The sequence below is a fragment of the Streptomyces sp. NPDC002566 genome (assembly GCF_042889585.1).
Classification (GTDB): Bacteria; Actinomycetota; Actinomycetes; order Streptomycetales; family Streptomycetaceae; genus Streptomyces.
In genome coordinates this window covers 351,565-375,206 of the sequence record NZ_JBIARD010000001.1, presented here as the reverse complement: position 1 = coordinate 375,206, position 23,642 = coordinate 351,565, and the positions used below count along the sequence as shown (strand labels likewise).

The window sequence follows — 23,642 nt, the reverse complement described above, 5'->3', positions numbered from 1 at the left end:
TCAGTCCTCTCCCAACGCGACCAGGCGGCTCGCCAGTTCGGAAGCCGTCGGCGCCTTGACGGTCTCGACCACGCGGCCGTCCGCCATCACCAGCACCTGGTGCGCGCGGGCGGCGGCGGCCGGATCATGGGTGACCATCACCACCGTCTGGTGCAGGTCGACGACGAGGTCGCGCAGCAGGTCGAGGACCTCGTGCGCGCTGCGCAGGTCGAGCGCGCCGGTCGGTTCGTCGGCGAACACGACGGCGGGCTTCGCAGCCAACGCCCGCACCAGGGCGGCCCGTTGCTGCTGACCGCCGGACAGCTCAGCCGGGCGGTGGCTCAACCGGTCGGCCAGCGCCACCCGCTCCACCAGCGTCCGCAGCCAGTCACGGTCCGCCGTACGGCCCGCCAGCCTCAGCGGCAGCGTGATGTTGTCCTCGACGGACAGCGACGGGATCAGGTTGTACGCCTGGAACACGAACCCGACGCGTTCCCGACGCAGTCGGGTACGACGGGACTCCTTGAGCCCGGCGATCTCGTGACCCTCGATGCGGACGCTGCCCGACGTCGGGGAGTCGAGGCCGGCGGCACAGTGCATCAGCGTGCTCTTGCCGGAGCCGGAGGGGCCCATGACGGCGAGGAAGGTGCCGCGTTCCACGGTCAGCGACACGTCGTCGAGGGCGCGTACACCGCCCGGGTACGCCTTGCTGACGCCCTCCAGGGCGATGGCGGGCGCGCCTGCGGCGTTCATCGCCGGCCTCGCAGGTTCCGTACGGCGAGCGTGCCCGCGCACAGGACGGTGATCGCACCGCACACCAGGTGCACCCAGGTGTCGGCGCCGCCGAAGGAGGCCGCCACGTTGGCGAGCGCGCCTGCCACCACCGCCGTCCAGAGCAGGGTGCGGACGATGTCCCCGGAGTCGGGCCGGTCGGCGGGATCAGGGGTCGTCGTGTGCTGCATGGGGGCTGCTCCCGGAGTCCTGCGGTGGCCGTGTGCCGTTCCCGCTGTCGTCACTGACGCTATGGATCAGCACCCCTGACGGCCGATCCCGCAGCCCGCCCGGTTCGAGGTACAGCAGGCTGTACCGCCCCGCCGCTCGGGTGACGCCGAACTCGGCAGCGACATAGGGTCGTTCGCATGACAGCGGGCACGAGTGGAGCGGCGGGCCGACGCGAGAGCCGCGAGAGCCTCAAGGCCGTCGCCCTCCGGAGCCTGAGCGCCGCCGGTGAGGCGATCGCCCAGTTGGCGTCCGGGCTGAACACGGCGCTGCTCGCCCTGTTGTTGCTGCTGTGGCTGGCTCTCACCGCCGCGATGAGCGTCATCGGCGTCGGACTGCTCATGGCGCCCGCGCTCCTGCGCACCGTGCACGCCCTGGCCGGCCGGGAACGCGGCCGGCTCGCACGCTGGGGCCACGAGGTCGTCGTCCCGCCGCCCCCGCCCACTCGGCTGCGGGCCGCACTCGTCGACCGCACCACGGGCCGGGAACTGGCCTGGCTGGTCCGGCATTCCACCGTGGGCGGGCTGCTCGGACTGCTCGGCGTCCTGCTGCCGGTCCTCGCGGTGCGGGACACCGCCTTCTTGCTGTACTGGACGTTCATGCCCGAGGGCGCGACCGCCACCTCCGTGGGCATCGGAAACGCACACACCTGGCCGGACGCCATCGCCGTGACGCTGCTGGGCGTGGGCTGGATCGCCATCATCCTGGGGCTGACACCCGGTATGGCCCGGCTCCAGGCGGGCCTCGGGCGACGACTCCTGTCGGCCGGCCCCGGTGTCGATCTGTCCCTGCGCGTAGCGGAGTTGACGGCCACGCGTGCCGCCGCCCTGGACGCCCACGCCATCGAACTGCGCCGCATCGAGCGCTCGTTGCACGACGGCGCGCAGAACCGGCTCGTCTCCGTCGCCGTGCTGATCGGGGCGTCCCGCCGCATGGTGGCCCGTGATCCGGGGGGCGCCGACGAACTCCTGGAACGTGCCCAGTCCGCCGCCGAGGAGGCGCTGGCCGAGCTGCGCGCCGTCGCCCGCGGCATCCTGCCGCCGGTGCTGGCCGACCGGGGCCTCGCGGGCGCGCTCTCCGGTCTCGCCGCGAACTGCGCGGTGCCCTGCCGGATCGACGTGGACATACCCGAACGCTGCGCCGCCTCCGTCGAGGCGACCGCCTACTTCGTGGTCGCCGAGGCCCTGACCAACATCGCCAAGCACAGCGGCGCCCGGCACGCCGTCGTCACGGCACGCGGCGGCGGGGGCCGACTCGTGCTGTCCGTCGAGGACGACGGCAAGGGCGGCGCGGGGGGTGGCTCCCGGGCTTCCGACTCGGAGGTGGACAGCGGCGGCTCCGGGCTCACCGGCATCCGTCGCCGCGTCGCGGCGCTCGACGGCGACCTCACCCTGACCAGCCCGCCCGGCGGCCCGACCCTCCTGACAGTGGACCTTCCCTGCGGATCGTGACGGCCGGAGCCCGACCCGTGAGCCTTCGCCCCCCCTTGAATCCGGACCCTTTGGAGCCTGACATGCGGATTGTGATAGCCGAGGACGATCCCCTGCTGCGTGAGGGGCTCGCCCTGCTGCTGCGCGCCGAAGGGCTCGACGTGGTGGCCACCGCGGGCACCCCCGACGAGGCGCTGGACGCCATCGACGTGCACGAACCCGATGTCGCCATCTTCGACGTGCGGATGCCGCCGACCCACACCGACGAGGGGATCGTCGCCGCGGTCGAGGCCCGGCGTCGACGGCCCGGCCTTGCCGTGCTCGTGCTGTCCGCGTACGTCGAGCAGAGTTTCGCCACCGAGTTGCTCGGCGGAGGTGTGAACGGGCTCGGCTATCTGCTCAAGGAACGGGTCGGCAGGGTCGAGGAGTTCCTGGACGCGCTGCGGCGCGTGGCCGGCGGCGGCACCGCCGTCGATCCGGAGGTCGTCGCCCAGCTGTTCACCCGCTCCCGCCAGGACACCCGCCTGGAACGGCTCAGCCCCCGCGAACGGGACGTACTCGCCCTGATGGCCGAGGGATTGGGCAACTCCGCCATCGCAGGGAAACTCGTCGTCACCGACGGGGCCGTCCACAAGCACATCCGCAGCATCTTCGCGAAGCTCGATCTGTCTCCGACGGACCAGGTGGACCGCCGGGTCGCCGCCGTCCTGCGGTATCTGGAGGATCTGCGGCGGCCGGCTTGAGGTGGTGTCGGTACGAGGGTTGGGCGTCGTCGGTGGCGATCACCGCCGGCGACCGGGCCCCCTCCAAGCCCGTCACTCCACCGTCCCGCCCCTTCCGGCCGATGTCCGTTTCCTTCAAGACCGGGCGTGCTCGGCCGCCTACGGTGGGCGCATGACTCCACGATTCGATGCCGTCGGCCTGGTCGTCTCCGACATGGCCGCCTCCCTCGCCTTCTACCGCAGGCTCGGGTTCGCCTTCCCGGAGGGGGCCGAGCGTGAGCCGCACGTCGAGGCCCGACTGCCGGGCGGGCTGCGGCTGATGCTCGACACCGAGGCCGTCGTCCGGTCCTTCCGGCCGGACTGGCGGGCCCCCGCCGGCGAGGGCCGGCACTCGCTGGCGCTACGGTGCGACGGACCGGCCGAGGTGGACTCCGTGTACGAGGAGCTGGTCGGCGCGGGGTACACGGGCGGGGTCAAGCCGTGGGACGCGGTCTGGGGCCAGCGGTACGCCGTCGTGCACGACCCCGACGGAAACGGTGTCGACCTGTTCGCCCCGCTCGCGCAGGAGTAGGCCGGTCAGCGTCATACCGCTCAACTCCCGAACGTCACGCGCGAAATGGGCCTGGTCGGCGTACCCGGCGCGGGACGCGGTGTCCGCGTACGGCACTCCCCGCCGGGCCAGGGCGAGAGCACGCTGGAGGCGCAGGATCCGGGCCAGGGTCTTCGGGCCGTACCCGAAGGCGGTCAGCGAGCGGCGGTGCAACTGCCTGGCGCTCAGACCGAGTTCACCGGCGGTGGCGGCGACCGAACAGCCCTCGGCGAGGGCGGTCACGAGGCGGCGCAGCTCCCTGTCGGGCGGGGTGGCCCGCCGCAGCGCGAGTTCCTCCAGCGCCGTCGCCGGGCAGGGCGCGGCCTCGACCCGGGCGCACAGGCGTCGCACCTCGGCCGCCGGCCACAGCTCGGCCAAGTCCACCCGCCGGTCGCGCAGTTCGTGCGCAGGCACACCGAGCACGGCGGGCGCGGCACCCGGGAAGAAGCGCACACCGGACCAGGAGGTGGGCGGTCCGTCGGGGAGGTGGGCCCGCGTGTCGGGGCCGGCCACCAGCAACCGACCCTCGTTCCAGAGCAGGTCCATGCAGCCGTCGGGCAGCACCGGGTGAGCCCCGGCGCCCGCCGGGCTGTTGGTCCACACCACCGCGCCGGCCAGCCGGGAGGGCCGTTCCTGGTACACAGGCCCAGGCTACGCGCGGGGCGGATGAGACGCGTCGCGGACCACCGCCCTCACCCGGTGCTCCTGCGGGCTCCGGCCGTGGACGCGTTTGAAGGCGCTGGACAGGGCGAAGGCGCTGCCGTATCCGACCTGGCGGGCGATCGCGGCGATCGTGTCGTCGGTGTGGCGCAGCAGCTCGGCGGCGAGGGCGAGGCGGTAGCCGGTGAGGTGGGTCATCGGGGGCTCGCCGACGAGTTCGGTGAAGCGTCGGGCCAGAGCGGCCCGGGACACGCCCGCCTTCGCGGCGAGGGCGGCAACCGTCCAGGGGTGGGCGGGATCGTCCTGGAGGAGGCGCAGGACGCGGCCGACGACCGGGTCGGCCAGCGCCCGGTACCAGGCGGGGGCCGCCGTCTCCGGACGGGAGAACCATGCCCGCAGCGCGGCGATGACCAGCAGGTCGAGCATGCGGTCGAGGACAACCTCCTGGCCCGGCTCGTCGCGGGCGATCTCGTCCATGAGCAGCGGGGTGAGCGGGCACCGCCACACGTCGTTTGTCAGGGACAGCAGCGGGGGAAGCGCGTCCAGCAGACGGCCGTTGATCTCGCCGTCCATCGTGTACGTGCCGATCAGCACGACCGTGGAGCCGTCGAGGCGGTCGCCCCAGGTGCGTACGCCGAGGTCCATGGAGCCGTTCAGGGACCGGCCGTCGGGACAGGCGCACTCGCCGTCCGGCAGGATCAGCGCCTGGGGTGCGGTGGCGGGGTCGTCGGCGCAGGTGTACGCGCCGGGCCCGCGGGCCATGGCGAGATCGCCGGCGGTCAGCCGGATCGGCTCGCCGTCGTCGGGCACGACCCAGGCGTCGCCACGGACCACCAGCATCACCGTCAGCGGGGCGTGGTCCTGCACGCGTACCGCCCACGGGGGGTCGAAACAGGCCCGGATCATGAACGCGCCCCGCGCGCGTGGACCTTCCAGGAGGCCTGCGAGGGGGTCTCCCCGGGTGAGGGGCTTAGAGGGTGCCGGAGCGTCCATGCGGCCAGCGTAGACGCGCGCTTATGGGAACGAGCCGTTCAGCGATGTTCCCTTGCGGCGCCGGGCAGTTGACTTGCGGCATGACACAGAACACGACGCAGGACACGGTTCGGAACTCGGCGCGGGGCATGACGGTGGTGGTGACCGGGGCGACCGGTCGTACGGGCGGGCGCGTCGCGCGGGCCGCGGAGGCGGCCGGGCTCACGGTGCGGGCCGCGTCGCGGGCGACGGGCTTCGACTGGCGGTCCCCTTCGACGTGGGCGGACACGCTGCGCGGCGCGGACGCGGCCTACCTGGCCTACCCGACGGACATCGGCGCCCCCGAGGCGGCCGCGACGGTCGGCACGCTCGCCCGGGAGGCGGTCGGCCTCGGCGTACGGCGGCTGGTGCTGCTGTCGTCGCGGGGCGAGGAGCGGGCGCGGCCGGCGGAGGAGGCGCTGCGCGAGTCCGGGGCGGACTGGACCGTCGTACAGGCCGCGTGGTTCGCGCAGAACCTCAGCGAAGGGCCGCTGGTGGAGGAGTTGCGGCTGGGCGGGGAGCTGGTGTTCCCGGCCGGTGAGGGGCTGCGGGAGCCGTTCGTCGACGTGCGGGACATCGCGGACGTGGTGGTGACCGCGCTGACGTCGGGTGCGCGGTGGGTCGGGCAGGACGTCGATGTGACCGGGCCGCGACTGCTGACGTGGGCCGAGGCGGTGGCGGAGGCCGGCGCCGCGGCCGGGCGCCGACTGACGTACCGGGCGGTGCCGCTGGACCAGTACCGGGAGCGGCTGGTCGGTTTCGGACTGCCCGCGGAGGAGGCCGACTTCCTGGTCGAGCTGTTCGGGGAACTGCTCGACGGTCACAACGCGCACGTCACGGACGGGGTGCGGCGGGTGCTCGGGCGTGAGCCGCGGGACTTCTCGGACTTCGCCGGGGAGGCGGCTCGGGCCGGGGTCTGGGGCTCGGCTTCGGCGGAGGCTCAGGTCTGAGGACCGGCCGGAGGCGTGCGGGTGCCCTGCCTCGCTGTCAGTGCGGGGGCGTGTGGAGGATGCCGTTGATCAGGACGTCGAGGGCCCAGGTGTCGCGGTCGCCCGGGGAGAAGAGCGCCTGCCTCATCGAGGTGAGCATCGGGTAGCGGTCGGCGGGCAGGGCGGCGTAGTGGCGGTCCGCCGCGCTGACGGTGGTCTCTTCGTCGGAGCCCTTGGTGTCGTGGTTGTTCTGCTCGACGGCGGCCGCGGCGATGTGGAGCCACAGGAGGTCGACGGCCCAGGCGGCGGCGGTGTCGTCGAGGCCGCCCTGCTTGAGCAGGGCGAGCATGCGGTCCAGGACGAGCAGGGAGTTCCGTCCGGTGGGGATGGCTCCGAGGGCGACGCCGGCCAGGCCCTCGTGCCGGCTCATCGCCGCGATGGCGGCGGTGGCCAGGGCGCGCAGCTGTTCACGCCAGGTGCCCTCCTCGGTCGCCGCGACGGATGCGAGGGCTTCGTCGAGCATGGCGGCCATGAGGTCGTCGCGGTTGGCGACGTAGACGTACAGCGAGGCCGGGCCGGTGTCGAGCGCCTTGGCGACACTGCGCATGGTCAGGGCGTCCAGGCCGTCGCGGTCGAGGATCTCCAGGCCGGTGCGCACGACGGCGTCGCGGCTGAGGGGGGCCTTGGTGGGCCGCGCGCGGCGGCTGATCGGCTGCGTCCTCATGGGGCAAGCCTAGCCGGGCGACGAACACCGTTTGACACGAACATCGTTCGTTCCCTACGGTCGGACGAACGGTGTTCGTGACGAACATCGTTCGTCCCACTCTCGGAAAGCACCCCATGACCAGCACCCTCGCCCCGCCCAGCCAGGCCGGGGCCCTCTCACCCGCGCGGCGCTGGGCCGTCCTCGCCGTGATCCTGGCAGCCGAGGTCCTGGACCTGATCGACGCCACGATCACCAACCTCGCCGCGCCGAGCATCACCGCCTCCCTGAAGGGCGGACCGTCCCTCGTCCAGTGGCTGGGCGCCTCCTACGCACTCGCCCTCGGCGTGCTTCTGGTCGTCGGCGGCCGGCTCGGCGACAAGTACGGAAGGCGTCGCGTCTTCCTGACGGGCCTGGCCGGGTTCACCGCGGCCTCGGCGGCCTGCGGACTGGCCGTCGGTCCGGAGACGCTGATCGCCGCCCGCCTCGTCCAGGGAGCCTTCGGCGCCCTGCTGATCCCGCAGGGCTTCGGCATCCTCGGCGCCGTCTTCCCCCGCGACCAGACAGGCAAGGCGTTCAGCGCCTTCGGCCCCGTCCTCGGCCTGTCGGCGGTGGGCGGTCCGATCCTGGCGGCCACCCTCATCGACACCGACCCCTTGGGGCTCGGCTGGCGCTCCATGTTCCTGATCAACATCGTGCTCGGCGGCGCCGCCCTGCTCGCCGCCCACCGCCTGTTACCCCGGGACACCGGCGAACGCGGCACGGTGATCGACGCCCCGGGCGCCCTGCTGCTGGCCGGGGCGATGGCCACCCTGCTGTACGGGCTGATCGACGGGCCCGCCCACGACTGGCGCGCCGTCTCATGGGCCGCACTCGGCGCCGCGGCGGTCTTCTTCTCCCTGCTGGCCCGCCGCCAGGCCACCGCCCCCCATCCGCTGATCCAGCCCTCGCTCTTCCGCAACCGGGGCTTCGTCTGCGGCCTCGTCCTGGGCGTCGCCTTCTTCGCGGCCGTCGCCGGGCTGCTCTACGTCGTCTCCCTGTTCCTCCAGGAAGGCCTGGACTACTCGCCCCTGCGGACCGCCCTCACGGGCAGCACCCCCATGGCCGCCGGAATCGTCATCGCCTCGATCGCCTGCTACCGGCTCATCAGCCGCCTCGGCCGCACCCTCGTCCTGATCGGCCTGCTCACGACGCTGGCCGGCACCGCGGGGCTGTGGGCCGCCGTCCACACATCCGGCACCGCGACCGGCCCGGCCGCGATCGTCATCGCCACCCTGGTGACCGGGCTCGGCATGGGCACCTGCTTCGGCACCGTCTACGACATCACCCTCGGGGACGTCACCCCGGCCGAAGCGGGATCCGGCGCGGGGTCCCTGACCGCGGTGCAGCAGCTCGCCAACGCTCTCGGCGCCGCCGCCGTCACCACCGTCTACCTCCACACCCCCGGCCCCGCCCACGCGATGACCCGCAGCCTCCTGGTCGTGGCCGGCATCACCCTCGGCTGCTGCTGCCTGGTCCGCCTGCTCCCCCGCACCGCGCAGCCCCAGCACCGCTGACCCGCACCACACCCGGAACCAGACTCGAAAAGAGCCCACTCATGATTCTCGTCACCGGAGGCCGCGGCGCGGTCGCCACCCAGCTGACCTCGCTGCTCCACCGCGACGGACTGGCCGTCCGGGTCGGCTCCGCCGCCCCCGAGACGCTCTCCCCGCCCGACGGTGTGGAGGCGGTCCGTCTCGACCTCACCGCCCCGGACACCTTCGCCGCCGCCCTGGCGGGCGTCACCACCGTGTTCCTCTACGCCAGCCCCGAGCGCGTCACCGACTTCATCGACCACGCCCGAGGGGCCGGAGTCACCCACATGGTGCTGCTGTCCTCCTCGGCCGTGCTCAGCCCCGACCCCGACAGCGACCCGCTCGCCAAGTCACACCTCGACGTGGAGCGCGCGCTGCTCGCCTCGCCGATCACCACCACGATCCTGCGGCCGGGTTCCTTCGCCTCCAACGCCGGCGGCTGGGCCTGGGCCGTCAAGGCCGGACGGCCCCTCAGCCTGCCCTTCCCCGACGCCCACACCGACCCCGTCCACGAGAAGGACGTCGCCGAAGCCGCCCACGCCGTCATCACCGACCCCCGCCGCCACGGCGGCCGGTTCACCCTCACCGGTCCCGAATCGCTGACCTTCGCCCAGCAGGTCGAGCAGCTCGCCGCCGTCACCGGCCGGCCCGTCCCGATCGACCACGTCACCCCCGAGGCATGGAAGCGGGAGTCGGCCGAGTACATCCCCGCCGCCTTCGCCGACGCCCTGCTGAAGTGGTGGGAATCCAACGACAAGCCCCTCCCCCTCACCCGCACGGTCGAAGAACTCACCGGCCGCCCGCCCCGCACCTTCACCACCTGGGCCGAGGACCACGCCGGCGACTTCACCGACCACTGACACGCCACCCGGTCCGGCCGGCGCTCAGGGTGGAGACGCCCGCGGCGACCGGCTGCGACGGGTCCGCGGCGGCCGGTCGCGTGCCTCAGGCGGCGGGGCGCCGCGGCAGGCGTCGGGACAGCGCACGGGCCAAAGTGAGGGTGCTGAGGGCGAACATCACCACGCCCAGGGGGACATGGAGCGAGGGCACGTGGGCGACGCCGAGGGCGACCTGTGCCGAGGCGAGGAGGAGGAAGCCGGTGGCGTACAGGACGGGGCGGGGTGATCCACCGCCCCGCCGCCAGGCCAGGACCGTGGCGAGCACGTACAGCATGGCGGCCGCGTACATCACCTTCGATCCGAAGTCGTGCAGCCGGTAGCCGCGGGACGAGGTCAGCAGCAGGCCCGCGGTGACCGCCTGGAACAGGAGGGTCAGGGTCTGCAGGGCGGTCGCGGTTCTGAGGAAGGTGAGGCCGCGGGTCTCGGCGGCCGGGGTCCGTACGGTCATGGCGGGGTCCCTGGTGACGTGCGCGGAAATGGACGGGTGCTGCGGGAGCCGTCGGCGTCAGCGCAGGGTGAGCGGGGTCTCGGAGGTGACGCGGGTCAGCTTCTCGGGGTTGCGGACGAAGTAGAGGCCGGTGATGCGGCCGTCCTCGATCCGGACGGCCATGACGCCGTCGAGCTCGCCCTCGCGGTGCACGGCGAGTGCCGGGCTGCCGTTGACCACGGTGGGCTCCCAGGTGATCGCGGCCTGGAACCTGGCCGCCGAGGCGGCGCCGCCGAGATAGAAGCGGACGATGTTCTCCGCGCCGACGACGGGCCTGAGCGCGGCGCGCTTCACGCCGCCGCCGTCGCTGAGCAGGACGACGTCGGGGGCGAGCACGTCGAGGAGGTCCTGCGGGTTGCCGGTCTCCAGGGCGCGCTGGAAGGACTCCAGGGCGGCCCGGGTCTCCCGCGCGGAGGCCGTCCGGCGGGGCCTGCGGGCGTCGACGTGCGCGCGGGCGCGGTGCGCGATCTGCCGTACGGCCGCCGGGGTCTTGCCGACTGCGCCGGCGATGTCGTCGTAGCCGACCTCGAAGACCTCGCGCAGCACGAACACCGCCCGCTCGGTCGGTGAGAGGCTCTCCAGGACGAGCATCATCGCCATCGACAGGCTCTCGGCGAGTTCCAGGTCCTCGGCCGCGTCCGGCGCGGTGACCAGCGGCTCGGGCAGCCACTGGCCGACGTACGCCTCACGGCGGCGCTTCATCGTGCGCAGCCGGTTGAGGGCCTGCCGGGTGGTGATCCGCAGCAGGTAGGCCCGCTGGTCGTCCACCCGGTCCAGCTCGACCTTGCTCCACCGCAACCAGGTCTCCTGGAGGACGTCCTCGGCGTCGGCCGCCGATCCGAGCATCTCGTAGGCGACGGTGAACAGCAGACTGCGGTGGGCGACGAACGCTTCGGTCGCCGGGTCGGTGGTGCGGTCGGTCATCTCCCGGGCCCCTCTCCCTCGGACACGCCTGGTCAGGCTGTCCTCAAGACACCGCCGCCCCGCTCACCGTGACAGCTTGTGAGGCAGATCACTTCTCGGAGGGCGGGGGTTCCTCGCCGCCTGGGGCGGTGTTCTTGTGGGAGGTCTTCGCATGGGCCCGCAGGCGGCCCGTGACGTCCTCCGGGGGGAGGAAGCGGGACCAGCGTTCGGGGAACTCTGAGGGCATGTCGGGATCGTCGGGGTCGTCGTACTGGCGGGCCGCGGTCAGGCGGGCGACGTACTCGGCGGCCTCCTCCTCGCGCTGCCGCTCGGCGGCGGCCCGCGCGGCGGCGGTCGCGGCGGCCGGCCAGACGCGGTCGATCGCGGCGTTCACGGCCGCCCCGACGAGGACGGCGAAGGCGGACACGCCGATCCACAGCAGGACGGCGACGGCGGCGGCGAGGGAGCCGTAGATGGTGGCGCCCTCGATGGTGCTCTGCAGATAGATGCGGAGCAGGAAACTGCCGAGCACCCACATCGCCAGGGCGACCAGCGCGCCGGGGACGTCCTCGATCCACGGGGAGCGCACCGGCACGGAGACGTGGTAGAGCGTGGTGAGGAAGGCGATCGACAGGACGATCACGACGGGCCAGTACAGCACCTGGACGACCGTCGTCGACCAGGGCACGATCCGCACGACGGCGTCGGGACCGGCCACCATCAGCGGCAGCGCGACGGAGCCGATCAGCAGGGCGGCGATGAACAGCAGGAACGCCACCAGCCGGGTCTTGACGATGCCGCGCACCCCGTCGAGGCCGTACATGACGGTGATGGTGTCGATGAAGACGTTCACCGCGCGCGACCCTGACCACAGGGCGAACAGGAACCCTATCGAGATGACGTCGGGCCGGCCCCCCTTCATCACGTCGTCGAGGATGGGCTGCGCGATCTCGGCGACGCCCTTGTCGGACAGGACGGTGCGGGAGGCGTCGAGGAGGTTGGCCTCCAGGCTGCTGATGGTGTCGGTGCCGGTCCAGTCGTCGACGTAGCCGAGGAGGCCGATGAGGCTGAGCAGCAGCGGCGGCACGGACAGCAGGGTGAAGAAGGCGGCCTCGGCGGCCAGGCCGAGGATGCGGTACTCGATGCAGGAGTTGACGGTGTCCTTCAGAAGCAGCCAGGCGGTCCTGCGCTTGGAGACGTTCCGGTAGAGGGCGCGGGCTCGGTGGAGACGCCCGGCGAGGGCCGCGTGGTCGTCGGGGCGCTCGGGGTGCTCGGGGGGCTGACTGGCTGGCTGCACGCCCTAAAGGTATCCGCCGTACGAGGCTCCACTCATCTCCGGTGGGCCCGCTCACGCCGTGCGTGTTGGGCGGTCATGACCTGCGGGGCGGCGGGTACGTTTCGCGGTATGGCAGGCAGCACGCACACCGTGACCAACCAGCCCCCGCCCCTGCTGGGCCACGACGTCTACGCCACCGATCAGGCCCTGGTGGCGGCCGTGGAACGCCATCTCGACCCGGAGCTGCTCGACGAGGCCCGCGGCGAGCTGTCCTCGCTGGGCCGGGCTGCCGGGTCGGCGCAGCTGCACGAGTGGGCGGCCCAGGCCGACGGCAACCCGCCGGTGCTGCGCACCCACGACCGCTACGGCCACCGGATCGACGAGGTCGACTTCCACCCGGCCTGGCACCGGCTGCTCGGCAAGGGCGTCGGCGCGCATCTGACGTCGGCGTGGGCGCGGCCGGGCGGGCATGTGCGGCGGGCCGCCGCCTTCGTGCTGTGGACGCAGGTGGAGGCGGGCACCTGTTGCCCGCTGTCGATGACCCATGCGGCCGTGCCCGCCCTGCGCGCCGATCCCGCCCTGGCCGCCGAGTGGGAGCCCCTGCTGGCGTCGACGATCTACGAGCGTGAGCTGCGGCCGGCGCGTGCGAAGGCGGGCGCGCTGGTCGGGATGGGGATGACGGAGAAGCAGGGCGGCAGCGACGTCCGGGCGAACACGACGTCCGCGCGGCCGCTCGCCGAGGACGGGGCGTACGAGCTGACGGGGCACAAGTGGTTCTGCTCGGCGCCGATGTCGGACGGTTTCCTGGTGCTGGCGCGGGCGTCCGGCGCGCCGGAGGCCGGGGACGGGGACGGGGGGCTGACCTGCTTCCTCGTGCCGAGGGTGCTGGAGGACGGCAGCCGTAACGTGTTCCGCATCCAGCGTCTGAAGGACAAGCTCGGCAACCGGTCGAACGCCTCCGCCGAGGTCGAGTTCGACGGGACGTGGGCGCGCCGGGTGGGCGAGGAGGGCCGGGGTGTGCGGACCATCATCGGGATGGTGGCCGCGACCCGGCTGGACTGCGTACTGGGCTCGGCGGGGCTGATGCGGGCGGCCGTGGCGCAGGCGGCGCACCACTGCGCCCACCGGGAGGCGTTCGGCGGCGCGTTGCTCGACAAGCCGCTGATGCGCAACGTCCTGGCCGATCTGGCGCTGGAGTCGGAGGCGGCCACGACGCTCGGGCTGCGGCTCGCGGCGGCGTACGACGACGGCGGCGAGCAGGAGCGGGCGCTGCTGCGGATCGCGGTTCCGGCGGCGAAGTACTGGGTGGCCAAGCGGTGTGCGCCCGTGGTGGTGGAGGCCGCGGAGTGCCTGGGCGGCAACGGGTACGTGGAGGAGTCGGGGATGCCGCGGCTGGTGCGGGAGTCGCCGCTGAACTCGATCTGGGAGGGCGCGGGCAATGTGCAGGCGCTGGACGTGCTGCGGGCGCTGAGGCGGGAGCCGGAGGCGCTGAACGCGTATCTGCGGGAGGTGGGGCTGGCCCGGGGCGCCGACCACCGGCTGGACGCGGCGATCAAGGCCCTGTTGACGGACCTGGCCGATCTGGACGGCGCCGAGGCACGGGCGCGGCGGCTGACGGAGCGGTTCGCGCTGGTGCTTCAGGGGTCGCTGCTGGTGCGGTTCGCGCCGCCCGAGGTGGCGGACGCGTTCTGCGCCTCGCGGCTGGGCGGCGACGCGGGCGGGGCCTTCGGGACGCTGCCGCACACGCTGGACCTGGGGGCGATCGTGGAGCGGGCCCGGCCTGTGGCCTGAGCCCGCGCCCCGTTCGGGCAGGCCGGGCGTGGCGTCCGCCGGGGGCGGGGGTGGTGCCGCGCCGACACGGCACCACCCCCGCGGCGATGGCCCTGCGAGGCCAGGAGCGCCGCTCGGGACGGCGTGCCACAAGTTTCGGGGCACCCGGTGGTGGCCGGCCAGGGTTGCAGGGGGTTGCAACGCATTCGTCCCAGTGGGCGGAGTGTGCCCCTCCGTCCCCGGTGGAGGGGCAGTATGGGAGGTCCGGCAGGACGGACGGGGAAGACGTTCGGCGCCCGTGTGCTCTCGGGGAGGCCCAGTGGCGATGTCGCCGATGAACGTGCCGCGGCTCGCGGCGGCCGACGCCGCGCGGGCGGCGCGGGTGCTCAGCGAGGTGCGCGACGCCCGGCTCGCCGGCCGGCGGTCGCCGGTCGCGCCCCGGCCCGTGATCGAGCAGTCCTGGCAGCGGGTGCTGCGCAGCGGAGTCGATCCGGAAGCCGGTTCGGGAGCAGGGCTGTTGAGCGCGGAGGAGGTGCGCCGGCGGCGGGAGGCGTCGCCGTTGCGGGAGGTGCTTCCGGTGCTGCGCGAGGGCTTGCTGTCGGCTGCGGACGTGGCCCGGCACATCATGGTCGTGTCGGACGGCGAGGGCCGGGTGCTGTGGCGGGAGGGCTGCTCGCCGGTGCTGCGCAAGGCCGACCGCGTGGGTCTCGAGGTGGGTGCGGACTGGCGGGAGGACGTCGTCGGCACCAACGGCGTGGGCACGCCGGCGGTGGTCCGGCGGCCCGTGCAGGTGTTCGCGGGCGAGCACTTCGTGCGGTCGCACACGGCGTGGACGTGCGCGGGCGCCCCGATCACCGATCCGCGGGACGGCCGGCTGCTCGGAGTGGTCGACGTCAGCGGGCCGTTGGAGACGATGCATCCGGCGACGCTCGCCTGGGTGGGCGCGGTGGCGAAGCTGGCGGAGGCCTCGCTGCGGGAGTCGCATCTGCGGTCGCTGGAGCGGCTGCGCGCGGTGGCTGCGCCGGTGCTGGCCCGGTCGGGCGGGCGGGCTGCGGTGGTCGACGGGGACGGCTGGACGGCGGCCGTGACGGGGATGCCGTACATGAGCCGGATCGTGTTGCCCAAGTCGCCCTCGCCGGGGCGGCGGTGGCTGCCGGTGCTCGGGTGGTGCTCGGTGGAGCCGCTGGCGGGGGGCTGGTTGGTGCGGTCGGCGGACGGGGCGGCCGAGCCGCCGGCGCGGGCCGCCACCCGGATCGTGCTGGACGTGTCGCGGGCGGGCCGCTGGTCGGTGACGGTGAGCGGCCCGGAGGGCGTCTGGTCCCGGGAACTGACGCCGCGGCACGCGGAGTTGCTTTATCTGCTGGCGGTGCACCGGGGCGGGCGCAGCGCCGCGGACCTGGCCGAGGACGTGTTCGGGGACCGGGGGCGCACGGTGACGGTGCGGGCCGAGATGTCGCGGGTGCGGCGCTATCTGGGTGCTCTGCTGGAGCACCGGCCCTACCGCTACGGCGACGAGGTGGAGGTCGACGTGCTGCTGCCGGAGGACCCGGGGAGGCTGCTGCCGCATTCGGCGGCGCCCGCGGTGGCCGGGGCCCGGACGGCTTCCGTGCCGTGAGCGTCACCGGCCGTGGCGCGAGCGGTTGTTCGGCGGAGTGTCAGGTGGGACCCCCGTGCGACCAGCGGTTCTGCACGGGTCCGAGGTCGACCGTTCCGTGCCCTGAATCGACTTATGTCGCTGCGTCTTTCCCGCATTGTGAAGTCTTCCTGCCGGGCGGGGGCGCTCTGTCGTAGGCTCCCCTACGGGTCACCCCACCTGTTCCTCGGTCAACGTACGGATCGTGCGGAGCAGTTGGCCCGCCTCGGGAGGACGAATGAAGCAACGCGGCCGACATCGCCGGCGCAGGCGGGGAAGAGCGGCGCGGGCGTTCCTGGCGGGAACCGCTCTCGCGCTCACCGCCGCCGCCACCATGATCAGCGCCTCCCAGGCCACCGTCACCGGCAGCCCCGGGGCGTTGAAGCCGCTCACGGCGGCCGCCGACACCGACGCGCTGCGGCTGACGGAGGAGCCGGTGCCGCAAGCCGCGCTCGACCGGCTCTCCGCCGAACTGGGCCCGCCGGTCGGGGTCGGCACCGTGCTGGGCGGCGCAGAGGGCGTGCTGCGCGACTCGGTCGACTGCACGCCCGCCGAGCGGGCGGAGCTGCCCGTCTCCCCGGCGGCGGCGCGCGCCTACTGCTGGGGCACCGACGACACCCGGGGCTGGCAGCCGGGCGCGGTCACCACGTCCGGGGACGCCGACGACGACGGCCTGTGGGGTGCGCACCGGGTGGTGCTGTCGGGCTGGTCGCGCAGTACCGGCCCTACGGCCGAGCGGGGGCTGGCCCGGATCGCGCTGGTCGACGCGGGCGACCTGGACCGCATGCGGTACACGTGGGCGCTGCTGGCCGTCCCGGTCGACGGCGGACGGGACTTCCGCGGGCTCGTCTCGCATGTCTCCGGCATGGTCTGGTACCAGAACAAGCTGCTGGTCACCACCGACGAAGGGGACGGCGCGGCGCTCTACGTCTACGACATGAACCGCATCCACCGCGCCACCGTCGCCGGTGAGGCGGTCGGGCGGGTGCCCGGCGGCTGGTCGGCGCACGGCGCCCGGTACGTCCTTCCGGCCGTGGCCGTGTACCGGACGGCCGGCGGCGCGGGCGCACCGCACCCCGCCACCGTCTCCCTCGACCGCAGCACCACGCCGGACACGCTGGTGGCCGGCGAGTGGACGCTGGACGGCTCGGACACGGGCGCCCGGCTGTGGCGCTACGCCCTCGACCGGGGTCCCGGCCGCGCCGGGCTTCTCCACGGGGACGGCGCCGGGCAGGTCCGGGCGACGCAGGCGTACCGGTCGAAGCTGACCGGGGTGCGCGGGGTGCTGGCGTACCACGGCGCGTGGTATCTGACGCGCGCCGCGGGCGAGGACGGCGGGCGCGGGACGCTGTGGCGGCAGGACGCTGAGGGCGCGCGGGCCGCGCGCTGCGGGGCCGACGATTCGCGTGCCTGCTGGAGCCCGCTGACCGAGTCGCTCTCCTACGGGGCGGAGTCCGGCGAGGTGTGGGCGCAGTCGGGCCGCACGCTGTTCTCACTGCCGCTGGCCTCCATCGACAGATCAGCGGAGTAGATGATTCCCTGACCGGCATGAGCCTCATCCCCGTGACCACCTGGTCCCTGGAGCAGACCTCGCCGAGCGACCTCCTGCCGGCCGCCGCGCCCGACGGCGACGTGCGGATCGTCCGCTCCGAGGTGCCCTCGCCCGAGTTCAGCCGTTTCCTGTACGCGTCGGTCGGCGGTGACATCCTTTGGACGGACCGGCTCGGCTGGAGCCACGCGCGGTGGCAGGAGCACCTGGACCGGCCGGGCGTGGAGACGTGGGTCGCCTACGAGCGGGGCACGCCGGCCGGGTACGTGGAGTTCGAGCCGCAGGACGAGGGCGCGGTCGAGATCGTCTACTTCGGTCTGATCCCGGCCTTCCGGGGCCGGCGGATCGGCGGGCACCTGCTGTCCTACGGCGCCGCCCGCGCCTGGGACCTCGCGGAGCGCCGGCCGGGGCTGCCGCCGACGAAGCGGGTGTGGCTGCACACGTGCAGCAAGGACGGCCCGCATGCGATGGACAACTATCTGCGGCGCGGGTTCAGGCTGTTCGACACCAAGGTGGAGGAGGAGCGGGAGGTGCCGGCTCCGGGTCCGTGGCCCGGCGCGTTCCCCGTCTGACGCGGGCCCTCATAGCCTGGTCCGCGGGCGTGGACAAGCCGCCGTGCGCCGCATGTGACCGACACCACCCATGTCTCACTGTTCGGGACCCTGGTGTCCGCATGGCGGACGAAGCTGGACTGTGTCCAGATCGCCGTGACACGCTTCCGTCATGTCCGGAACTGGAATTGCCTTGGTGAGTCGGCGGCACGTCGACCTCGGCCGTATGTCCAGCGCCATCTGTCGCGTGAGCTGAGCCCGCGACTCCCCCGACATCCTCCGTCTCCAGTTCTCCGCTCCGCGCAACGACGCGCACTTCCCCATGCGCCCGTCAGCGCAGCTCAGAGCCGCTTCCGTCTGTCCCGAAGGACTCATCACCATGGCCGCCACCCCGCAGAACCCTGCCGCCTCAGCGCCCCGCCGCAAGGTGAGCCGTCACCGCGGCGAGGGTCAGTGGGCCGTGGGTCATCACACCCCGCTCAACGGCAACGAACAGTTCAAGAAGGACGACGACGGTCTCAACGTACGGACACGTATTGAGACGATCTACTCCAAGCGCGGCTTCGACTCCATCGACCCCAACGACCTGCGCGGACGCATGCGCTGGTGGGGTCTGTACACCCAGCGCAAGCCCGGCATCGACGGCGGCAAGACGGCCGTCCTGGAGCCGGAGGAGCTGGACGACGAGTACTTCATGCTGCGCGTCCGCATCGACGGCGGGGCGCTGACCACACGTCAGCTGCGTGTCATCGGCGAGGTCTCCCAGGAGTTCGCGCGCGGCACCGCCGACATCACCGACCGGCAGAACGTCCAGTACCACTGGATCCGGATCGAGGACGTGCCCGCGATCTGGGAGCGCCTCGAGAGCGTCGGCCTGTCCACGGTCACGGCCTGCGGCGACACCCCGCGCGTGATGATCGGTTCGCCGGTCGCCGGCATCGCCGAGGACGAGATCATCGACGCCACGCCCGCGCTGGAGGAGATGAAGCGCCGGGTCCTGAACAACAAGGCGTACTCGAACCTGCCCCGCAAGTTCAAGACGGCCATCTCGGGCTCGCCGCTGCTCGACGTGGTGCACGAGATCAACGACGTCGCGTTCGTCGGCGTCGAGCACCCCGAGCACGGCCCGGGCTTCGACGTGTGGGTCGGCGGCGGTCTGTCCACCAACCCCAAGCTGGGCGTACGGCTGGGCGCCTGGGTGCCGATCGACGACGTCCCGGACGTCTACGAGGGCGTCATCTCGATCTTCCGTGACTACGGCTACCGCCGGCTGCGCACCCGCGCCCGGCTGAAGTTCCTGGTCGCCGACTGGGGCGCGGAGAAGTTCCGGCAGGTGCTGGAGGACGAGTACCTCGGCCGCAAGCTGACCGACGGCCCCGCCCCCGGGCAGCCGTCCCAGCAGTGGCGTGACCACATCGGCGTGCACCGGCAGAAGGACGGCCGGTTCTACGTCGGTTTCGCCCCGCGGGTCGGCCGCGTCGACGGCGCCACCCTCACCAAGATCGCCGACCTGGCGGAGGCGCACGGCTCGGGCCGGGTGCGCACCACCGTCGAGCAGAAGATGATCGTCCTCGACGTCGAGGAGGGCCAGGTCGACTCGCTCGTCGAGGGCCTGGAGGCGCTGGACCTCACCGCCCGGCCGTCGTCGTTCCGGCGCGGCACCATGGCCTGCACCGGCATCGAGTTCTGCAAGCTCGCCATCGTCGAGACCAAGCAGCGCGGCTCCCAGCTGATCGACGAACTGGAGCGCCGTCTGCCGGAGTTCGACGAGCCGCTCACCATCAACCTCAACGGCTGCCCCAACGCCTGCGCCCGCATCCAGGTCGCGGACATCGGTCTCAAGGGACAGCTGGTCCTCGACGAGAGCGGCGAGCAGGTCGAGGGCTACCAGGTGCACCTGGGCGGCGCGCTCGGCCTGGAGGCCGGCTTCGGGCGCAAGGTGCGCGGCCTGAAGGTGACCGCGGACGAACTGCCCGACTACATCGAGCGCGTCCTCAAGCGGTTCCTCGCCGAACGCGAGGACGGCGAGCGGTTCGCCGCCTGGACGGCCCGCGCCGGCGAGGAGTCGCTGACATGAGCGAGCGCGCCGCCCCGTTCTACTGCCCCTACTGCGGTGACGAGGACCTGCGTCCGAGTGAGGCCCTGGAAGGCGGTCACGGCGCGTGGGAATGCGCGGCGTGCAACCGGGCCTTCCAGTTGAGGTTCCTCGGGCTGCTGGCCCAGGGGCTGAAGCGATCCGACTCCGGAGGGGCACAGATATGACGACCACTCAGGAAGCGCACGATACCGAGGAGTTGAAGGCGCTCGCCGAGCAGGCGGGCCGCGACCTGGAGGACGCCTCCGCGCTGGAGATCCTCACGTGGGCGGCCGGGACGTTCGGCAAGCGCTTCTGCGTGACCTCGTCGATGGAGGACGCGGTGGTCGCCCACCTCGCCTCCCGGGCCATGCCCGGCGTTGACGTGGTCTTCCTCGACACCGGCTACCACTTCGAGGAGACCATCGGCACCCGCGACGCGGTCGACGCCGTGATGGACGTCAACGTCATCACGCTCACCCCGCGTCTGACGGTCGCCGAGCAGGACGCCGAGTACGGCCCGAAGCTGCACGACCGCGATCCGGACCTGTGCTGCGCGATGCGCAAGGTGCAGCCGCTGGAGGAGGGCCTCAAGGGCTACCGGGCGTGGGCGACCGGGCTGCGCCGCGACGAGTCCCCGACCCGGGCGAACACGCCGGTGGTCGGCTGGGACGAGAAGCGGCAGAAGGTCAAGGTCTCCCCGATCGCCCGCTGGACGCAGGACGACGTGGACGCGTACGTCGCCGAGCACGGTGTGCTGACCAATCCCCTGCTGACGGACGGCTACGCCTCCGTCGGCTGCGCCCCCTGCACCCGCAGGGTGCTCGAGGGGGAGGACGCGCGCGCCGGCCGCTGGGCGGGCCGCGGCAAGACCGAGTGCGGGCTGCACGGATGACGACGACGATTCAGGAGAGTGACGTGACGACCGGAGCCACCGTCTGGCTCACGGGTCTGCCGAGCGCCGGCAAGACCACGATCGCCCACGAGCTGGCCGGCCGGCTGCGCGAGGAGGGCCACCGGGTCGAGGTGCTCGACGGCGACGAGATCCGCGAGTTCATCTCCGCGGGACTCGGCTTCAGCCGCGAGGACCGGCACACCAACGTGCAGCGCATCGGCTTCGTCGCCGAGCTGCTCGCCCGCAACGGCGTGCTCGCCCTCGTCCCGGTCATCGCGCCGTACCAGGACAGCCGTGAGGCGGTGCGCAAGCGGCACCAGGCGAACGGCACCGCCTACGTCGAGGTGCACGTGGCCACGCCCGTGGAGGTGTGCAGCGAGCGGGACGTGAAGGGCCTGTACGCCAAGCAGGCCGCGGGCGAGCTCACGGGGCTCACCGGCGTCGACGACCCGTACGAGGCGCCCGAGTCGCCCGATCTGCGCGTCGAGTCGCAGAACCAGACCGTGCAGGAGTCCGCGGCGTCGGTGCACGCCCTGCTCAGCGAAAGGGGACTGGCATGACGACCGCTGCCACCGTGTCCGAGGAGACCGGCAGCCCGTACGCGCTGTCGCACCTCGACGCCCTCGAGTCCGAGGCGGTGCACATCTTCCGCGAGGTGGCGGGCGAGTTCGAGCGGCCGGTGATCCTCTTCTCCGGCGGCAAGGACTCCATCGTCATGCTGCATCTGGCGCTGAAGGCGTTCCGGCCGGCGTCGGTGCCGTTCTCGCTGCTGCACGTGGACACCGGGCACAACTTCCCCGAGGTCCTCGACTACCGCGACCGCACGGTCGACGAGCACGGGCTGCGGCTGCACGTCGCCTCCGTGCAGGACTACATCGACCGCGGTGTCCTCAAGGAGCGTCCGGACGGCACCCGCAACCCGCTGCAGACGCTGCCGCTGACCGAGAAGATCCAGGCGGAGAGGTTCGACGCCGTCTTCGGCGGCGGCCGCCGCGACGAGGAGAAGGCCCGGGCCAAGGAGCGGGTGTTCTCCCTGCGCGACGAGTTCTCCCAGTGGGACCCGCGCCGGCAGCGCCCGGAGCTGTGGAACCTGTACAACGGCCGGCACGCGCCCGGCGAGCACGTCCGGGTCTTCCCGCTGTCCAACTGGACCGAGCTGGACGTGTGGCAGTACATCGCCCGCGAGGGCATCGAGCTGCCGGAGATCTACTACGCGCACGAGCGCGAGGTGTTCTCCCGCAGCGGCATGTGGCTGACCGCCGGCGAGTGGGGCGGGCCGAAGGACGGCGAGAGGGTCGAGAAGCGGCTCGTGCGCTACCGGACCGTGGGTGACATGTCCTGCACCGGCGCGGTGGACTCCGAGGCCGACACCATCGAGAAGGTGATCGTGGAGATCGCCGCCTCCCGGCTCACCGAGCGCGGCGCCACCCGCGCCGACGACAAGATGTCCGAGGCCGCGATGGAAGACCGCAAGCGCGAGGGGTACTTCTAGAGATGAGCACGATCACCACCGAGGAACTCGCGGAGACGACGCTGCTGCGGTTCGCCACCGCCGGCTCCGTCGACGACGGCAAGTCCACCCTGGTCGGCCGGCTGCTGCACGACTCCAAGTCGGTGCTCACCGACCAGCTGGAGGCCGTGGAGCGCGTCTCCGCGAGCCGCGGCCAGGAGACGCCGGACCTCGCGCTGCTCACCGACGGACTGCGGGCCGAGCGGGAACAGGGCATCACCATCGACGTGGCCTACCGCTACTTCGCCACGCCCCGCCGCCGGTTCATCCTCGCCGACACCCCCGGCCATGTGCAGTACACCCGCAACATGGTCACCGGCGCCTCCACCGCCGAGCTGACGGTGATCCTCGTCGACGCCCGCAACGGCGTCGTCGAGCAGACCCGCCGGCACGCCGCCATCGCCGCGCTGCTGCGCGTCCCGCACGTGGTGCTCGCCGTGAACAAGATGGACCTGGTCGACTACCGGGAGCCGGTCTTCGCCGCGATAGCCGAGGAGTTCACGGCGTACGCGACCGAGCTGGGCGTCCCCGAGGTCACCGCGATCCCGATCTCGGCGCTCGCCGGGGACAACGTCGTGGAGCCGTCCGCGACGATGGACTGGTACGGCGGCCCGACGGTGCTGGAGCACCTGGAGACCGTGCCGGTCAGCCACGACCTGAGCCACTGCCACGCCCGGCTGCCCGTGCAGTACGTGATCCGCCCCCAGGGCCCGGAGCACCCGGACTACCGCGGTTACGCCGGTCAGATCGCGGCGGGTTCCTTCCGCGTCGGCGAGTCCGTCACGGTGCTGCCGTCGGGCCGCGCCTCGAAGATCTCCGGCATCGACCTGCTGGGCGAGCCGGTCGACGTGGCGTGGACGACGCAGTCGGTGACCCTCCTGCTGGAGGACGACATCGACATCTCGCGCGGCGACCTGATCGTGCCGAGCAAGGACGCGCCCGCGACCACGCAGGACATCGAGGCGACGGTCTGCCATGTCGCCGACGCCCCGCTGACGGTGGGCCACCGGGTGCTCCTCAAGCACGGCACCCGCACGGTCAAGGCGATCGTGAAGGACATCCCCTCCCGTCTCACGCTGGACGACCTGTCCCTGCACCCGCACCCGGGACAGCTCGCCGCCAACGACATCGGCCGGGTGAAGATCCGCACCGCGGAGCCCCTTCCGGTGGACTCCTACTCCGACTCGCGCCGCACGGGCTCGTTCATCCTGATCGACCCGCACGACGGCACCACGCTCACCGCGGGCATGGTCGGCGAGTCGTTCGCCGCCCCGGAGCCGGTCAAGGACGCCTCCGAGGACGACGGGTGGGACTTCTGACGATGAACTCCCTCGATGTCTTCTCCACGTTCGCGAAGGAGGGCGGCCGCGTCGGCAGCGGCGCCCTCGGCAGCGGGCAGGGCGGAGTGGCGCGATGTGCGCGCTGACGTACGCGCACCGCTTGCGCGCCCCGTCCCCCCACCCGACGTCCCGGAAGCGACGAAGACCTTCTGCCGATCA

Annotated in this window: 24 protein-coding genes and 1 pseudogene; 17 read left to right on the top strand and 8 right to left on the bottom strand. The window is 72.8% G+C overall.

The window, feature by feature from the left end:
• Both ACFYXA_RS01535 and ACFYXA_RS01530 read right to left on the bottom strand, forming a co-directional pair.
• Positions 1–732 carry an ABC transporter ATP-binding protein gene (locus tag ACFYXA_RS01535; protein ID WP_389027342.1) on the bottom strand — a complete coding sequence of 244 codons (732 nt, stop codon included), beginning with the start codon at positions 730–732 and terminating at the stop codon, positions 1–3.
• Positions 729–941 carry a hypothetical protein gene (locus tag ACFYXA_RS01530; RefSeq protein ID WP_389027340.1) on the bottom strand — a complete coding sequence of 71 codons (213 nt, stop codon included), beginning with the start codon at positions 939–941 and terminating at the stop codon, positions 729–731. Before ACFYXA_RS01530 ends, ACFYXA_RS01535 begins: the two co-directional genes overlap by 4 nt.
• 177 nt (positions 942–1,118) lie before the next feature.
• Here ACFYXA_RS01530 and ACFYXA_RS01525 point away from each other — a divergent pair, with 177 nt between their 5' ends.
• The 3 genes from ACFYXA_RS01525 (at position 1,119) to ACFYXA_RS01515 (ending at position 3,701) form a co-directional block, all read left to right on the top strand.
• On the top strand, positions 1,119–2,429 hold the full coding sequence (locus ACFYXA_RS01525) for a sensor histidine kinase (RefSeq protein ID WP_389027338.1): 1,311 nt from the start codon (positions 1,119–1,121) through the stop codon (positions 2,427–2,429).
• Positions 2,430–2,491: 62 nt separating this feature from the next.
• Complete coding sequence (locus ACFYXA_RS01520) at positions 2,492–3,151, top strand: response regulator transcription factor (RefSeq protein WP_352247265.1); 660 nt, start codon at positions 2,492–2,494, stop codon at positions 3,149–3,151.
• 151 nt (positions 3,152–3,302) lie between these two features.
• On the top strand, positions 3,303–3,701 hold the full coding sequence (locus tag ACFYXA_RS01515) for a VOC family protein (RefSeq protein WP_389027335.1): 399 nt from the start codon (positions 3,303–3,305) through the stop codon (positions 3,699–3,701).
• Here ACFYXA_RS01515 and ACFYXA_RS01510 read toward each other — a convergent pair.
• Both ACFYXA_RS01510 and ACFYXA_RS01505 read right to left on the bottom strand, forming a co-directional pair.
• Positions 3,690–4,361: pseudogene (locus ACFYXA_RS01510) on the bottom strand (helix-turn-helix domain-containing protein); the annotation flags it as partial. The gene ACFYXA_RS01515 and the pseudogene ACFYXA_RS01510 overlap by 12 nt on opposite strands.
• 9 nt (positions 4,362–4,370) lie before the next feature.
• Entirely contained in the window at positions 4,371–5,372 is a 1,002-nt protein-coding gene (locus tag ACFYXA_RS01505; protein ID WP_389027333.1) for an AraC family transcriptional regulator, read from the bottom strand.
• 80 nt (positions 5,373–5,452) lie between these two features.
• Between ACFYXA_RS01505 and ACFYXA_RS01500 the strand changes: the two genes are divergently transcribed.
• A complete protein-coding gene (locus tag ACFYXA_RS01500; protein ID WP_389027331.1) occupies positions 5,453–6,340 on the top strand; it encodes an NmrA family transcriptional regulator in 888 nt (295 codons plus the stop codon).
• A 37-nt stretch (positions 6,341–6,377) separates the two neighbouring features.
• Here the strand turns inward: ACFYXA_RS01500 and ACFYXA_RS01495 are convergent, their stop codons facing one another.
• Positions 6,378–7,043, bottom strand: coding sequence for a TetR/AcrR family transcriptional regulator (locus ACFYXA_RS01495; protein ID WP_389027329.1), 666 nt, complete (start codon positions 7,041–7,043; stop codon positions 6,378–6,380).
• Between the two features lie 116 nt (positions 7,044–7,159).
• Here ACFYXA_RS01495 and ACFYXA_RS01490 point away from each other — a divergent pair, with 116 nt between their 5' ends.
• Positions 7,160–8,578, top strand: a complete 1,419-nt coding sequence (locus tag ACFYXA_RS01490; RefSeq protein WP_389027327.1) for an MFS transporter — start codon at positions 7,160–7,162, stop codon at positions 8,576–8,578.
• Between the two features lie 41 nt (positions 8,579–8,619).
• Positions 8,620–9,456: an SDR family oxidoreductase gene (locus ACFYXA_RS01485; RefSeq protein ID WP_389027325.1), complete on the top strand. Its 837-nt coding sequence runs from the start codon at positions 8,620–8,622 to the stop codon at positions 9,454–9,456.
• 85 nt (positions 9,457–9,541) lie between these two features.
• Here ACFYXA_RS01485 and ACFYXA_RS01480 read toward each other — a convergent pair whose 3' ends face one another.
• From ACFYXA_RS01480 to ACFYXA_RS01470, 3 genes are all read right to left on the bottom strand, one after another.
• Entirely contained in the window at positions 9,542–9,943 is a 402-nt protein-coding gene (locus tag ACFYXA_RS01480; RefSeq protein ID WP_389027323.1) for a hypothetical protein, read from the bottom strand.
• Between the two features lie 57 nt (positions 9,944–10,000).
• Positions 10,001–10,906 carry an RNA polymerase sigma-70 factor gene (locus tag ACFYXA_RS01475; RefSeq protein ID WP_389027321.1) on the bottom strand — a complete coding sequence of 302 codons (906 nt, stop codon included), beginning with the start codon at positions 10,904–10,906 and terminating at the stop codon, positions 10,001–10,003.
• Positions 10,907–10,994: 88 nt separating this feature from the next.
• Positions 10,995–12,182, bottom strand: a complete 1,188-nt coding sequence (locus tag ACFYXA_RS01470) for a YihY/virulence factor BrkB family protein (RefSeq protein WP_389027319.1) — start codon at positions 12,180–12,182, stop codon at positions 10,995–10,997.
• Positions 12,183–12,290: 108 nt separating this feature from the next.
• Between ACFYXA_RS01470 and ACFYXA_RS01465 the strand changes: the two genes are divergently transcribed.
• The 11 genes from ACFYXA_RS01465 (at position 12,291) to ACFYXA_RS01415 (ending at position 23,462) form a co-directional block, all read left to right on the top strand.
• Positions 12,291–13,952 carry an acyl-CoA dehydrogenase family protein gene (locus ACFYXA_RS01465; RefSeq protein ID WP_389027316.1) on the top strand — a complete coding sequence of 554 codons (1,662 nt, stop codon included), beginning with the start codon at positions 12,291–12,293 and terminating at the stop codon, positions 13,950–13,952.
• A 313-nt stretch (positions 13,953–14,265) separates the two neighbouring features.
• A complete protein-coding gene (locus ACFYXA_RS01460) occupies positions 14,266–15,546 on the top strand; it encodes a GAF domain-containing protein (RefSeq protein ID WP_352247324.1) in 1,281 nt (426 codons plus the stop codon).
• Between the two features lie 256 nt (positions 15,547–15,802).
• Positions 15,803–17,095: a hypothetical protein gene (locus ACFYXA_RS01455; RefSeq protein ID WP_389027314.1), complete on the top strand. Its 1,293-nt coding sequence runs from the start codon at positions 15,803–15,805 to the stop codon at positions 17,093–17,095.
• Between the two features lie 17 nt (positions 17,096–17,112).
• Positions 17,113–17,685: a GNAT family N-acetyltransferase gene (locus ACFYXA_RS01450; protein ID WP_352247277.1), complete on the top strand. Its 573-nt coding sequence runs from the start codon at positions 17,113–17,115 to the stop codon at positions 17,683–17,685.
• Positions 17,686–17,836: 151 nt separating this feature from the next.
• The gene (locus ACFYXA_RS01445) at positions 17,837–17,920 is read left to right on the top strand and encodes a putative leader peptide (RefSeq protein WP_351092434.1); all 84 of its coding nucleotides are present in this window, start codon (positions 17,837–17,839) and stop codon (positions 17,918–17,920) included.
• A 123-nt stretch (positions 17,921–18,043) separates the two neighbouring features.
• Entirely contained in the window at positions 18,044–19,741 is a 1,698-nt protein-coding gene (locus ACFYXA_RS01440) for a nitrite/sulfite reductase (RefSeq protein WP_389027313.1), read from the top strand.
• Positions 19,738–19,926: a hypothetical protein gene (locus ACFYXA_RS01435; RefSeq protein ID WP_389027311.1), complete on the top strand. Its 189-nt coding sequence runs from the start codon at positions 19,738–19,740 to the stop codon at positions 19,924–19,926. Before ACFYXA_RS01440 ends, ACFYXA_RS01435 begins: the two co-directional genes overlap by 4 nt.
• Complete coding sequence (locus tag ACFYXA_RS01430) at positions 19,923–20,633, top strand: phosphoadenylyl-sulfate reductase (RefSeq protein ID WP_352247280.1); 711 nt, start codon at positions 19,923–19,925, stop codon at positions 20,631–20,633. Before ACFYXA_RS01435 ends, ACFYXA_RS01430 begins: the two co-directional genes overlap by 4 nt.
• 23 nt (positions 20,634–20,656) lie before the next feature.
• The gene (gene cysC / locus ACFYXA_RS01425) at positions 20,657–21,193 is read left to right on the top strand and encodes an adenylyl-sulfate kinase (protein ID WP_351092310.1); all 537 of its coding nucleotides are present in this window, start codon (positions 20,657–20,659) and stop codon (positions 21,191–21,193) included.
• Complete coding sequence (cysD, locus tag ACFYXA_RS01420; RefSeq protein ID WP_352247281.1) at positions 21,190–22,125, top strand: sulfate adenylyltransferase subunit CysD; 936 nt, start codon at positions 21,190–21,192, stop codon at positions 22,123–22,125. Before cysC ends, cysD begins: the two co-directional genes overlap by 4 nt.
• Positions 22,126–22,127: 2 nt before the next feature.
• The gene (locus tag ACFYXA_RS01415) at positions 22,128–23,462 is read left to right on the top strand and encodes a GTP-binding protein (RefSeq protein WP_352247282.1); all 1,335 of its coding nucleotides are present in this window, start codon (positions 22,128–22,130) and stop codon (positions 23,460–23,462) included.
• Positions 23,463–23,642 lie beyond the last annotated feature (180 nt).

Excerpts from the sequence above, each read along its gene's own strand:
- ACFYXA_RS01535 (WP_389027342.1), bottom strand. The coding sequence starts at position 732 with ATGAACGCCGCAGGCGCGCCCGCCATCGCCCTGGAGGGCGTCAGCAAG.
- ACFYXA_RS01450 (WP_352247277.1), top strand. The coding sequence starts at position 17,113 with ATGAGCCTCATCCCCGTGACCACCTGGTCCCTGGAGCAGACCTCGCCG.
- ACFYXA_RS01530 (WP_389027340.1), bottom strand. The coding sequence starts at position 941 with ATGCAGCACACGACGACCCCTGATCCCGCCGACCGGCCCGACTCCGGG.
- ACFYXA_RS01465 (WP_389027316.1), top strand. The coding sequence starts at position 12,291 with ATGGCAGGCAGCACGCACACCGTGACCAACCAGCCCCCGCCCCTGCTG.
- ACFYXA_RS01495 (WP_389027329.1), bottom strand. The coding sequence starts at position 7,043 with ATGAGGACGCAGCCGATCAGCCGCCGCGCGCGGCCCACCAAGGCCCCC.
- ACFYXA_RS01440 (WP_389027313.1), top strand. The coding sequence starts at position 18,044 with ATGGCCGCCACCCCGCAGAACCCTGCCGCCTCAGCGCCCCGCCGCAAG.
- ACFYXA_RS01520 (WP_352247265.1), top strand. The coding sequence starts at position 2,492 with ATGCGGATTGTGATAGCCGAGGACGATCCCCTGCTGCGTGAGGGGCTC.
- ACFYXA_RS01485 (WP_389027325.1), top strand. The coding sequence starts at position 8,620 with ATGATTCTCGTCACCGGAGGCCGCGGCGCGGTCGCCACCCAGCTGACC.
- ACFYXA_RS01415 (WP_352247282.1), top strand. The coding sequence starts at position 22,128 with ATGAGCACGATCACCACCGAGGAACTCGCGGAGACGACGCTGCTGCGG.
- ACFYXA_RS01515 (WP_389027335.1), top strand. The coding sequence starts at position 3,303 with ATGACTCCACGATTCGATGCCGTCGGCCTGGTCGTCTCCGACATGGCC.
- cysD (WP_352247281.1), top strand. The coding sequence starts at position 21,190 with ATGACGACCGCTGCCACCGTGTCCGAGGAGACCGGCAGCCCGTACGCG.
- ACFYXA_RS01455 (WP_389027314.1), top strand. The coding sequence starts at position 15,803 with ATGAAGCAACGCGGCCGACATCGCCGGCGCAGGCGGGGAAGAGCGGCG.
- ACFYXA_RS01480 (WP_389027323.1), bottom strand. The coding sequence starts at position 9,943 with ATGACCGTACGGACCCCGGCCGCCGAGACCCGCGGCCTCACCTTCCTC.
- ACFYXA_RS01490 (WP_389027327.1), top strand. The coding sequence starts at position 7,160 with ATGACCAGCACCCTCGCCCCGCCCAGCCAGGCCGGGGCCCTCTCACCC.
- ACFYXA_RS01505 (WP_389027333.1), bottom strand. The coding sequence starts at position 5,372 with ATGGACGCTCCGGCACCCTCTAAGCCCCTCACCCGGGGAGACCCCCTC.
- ACFYXA_RS01500 (WP_389027331.1), top strand. The coding sequence starts at position 5,453 with ATGACACAGAACACGACGCAGGACACGGTTCGGAACTCGGCGCGGGGC.
- ACFYXA_RS01475 (WP_389027321.1), bottom strand. The coding sequence starts at position 10,906 with ATGACCGACCGCACCACCGACCCGGCGACCGAAGCGTTCGTCGCCCAC.
- ACFYXA_RS01435 (WP_389027311.1), top strand. The coding sequence starts at position 19,738 with ATGAGCGAGCGCGCCGCCCCGTTCTACTGCCCCTACTGCGGTGACGAG.
- ACFYXA_RS01445 (WP_351092434.1), top strand. The coding sequence starts at position 17,837 with ATGTCCGGAACTGGAATTGCCTTGGTGAGTCGGCGGCACGTCGACCTC.
- ACFYXA_RS01430 (WP_352247280.1), top strand. The coding sequence starts at position 19,923 with ATGACGACCACTCAGGAAGCGCACGATACCGAGGAGTTGAAGGCGCTC.
- ACFYXA_RS01525 (WP_389027338.1), top strand. The coding sequence starts at position 1,119 with ATGACAGCGGGCACGAGTGGAGCGGCGGGCCGACGCGAGAGCCGCGAG.
- ACFYXA_RS01460 (WP_352247324.1), top strand. The coding sequence starts at position 14,266 with ATGAACGTGCCGCGGCTCGCGGCGGCCGACGCCGCGCGGGCGGCGCGG.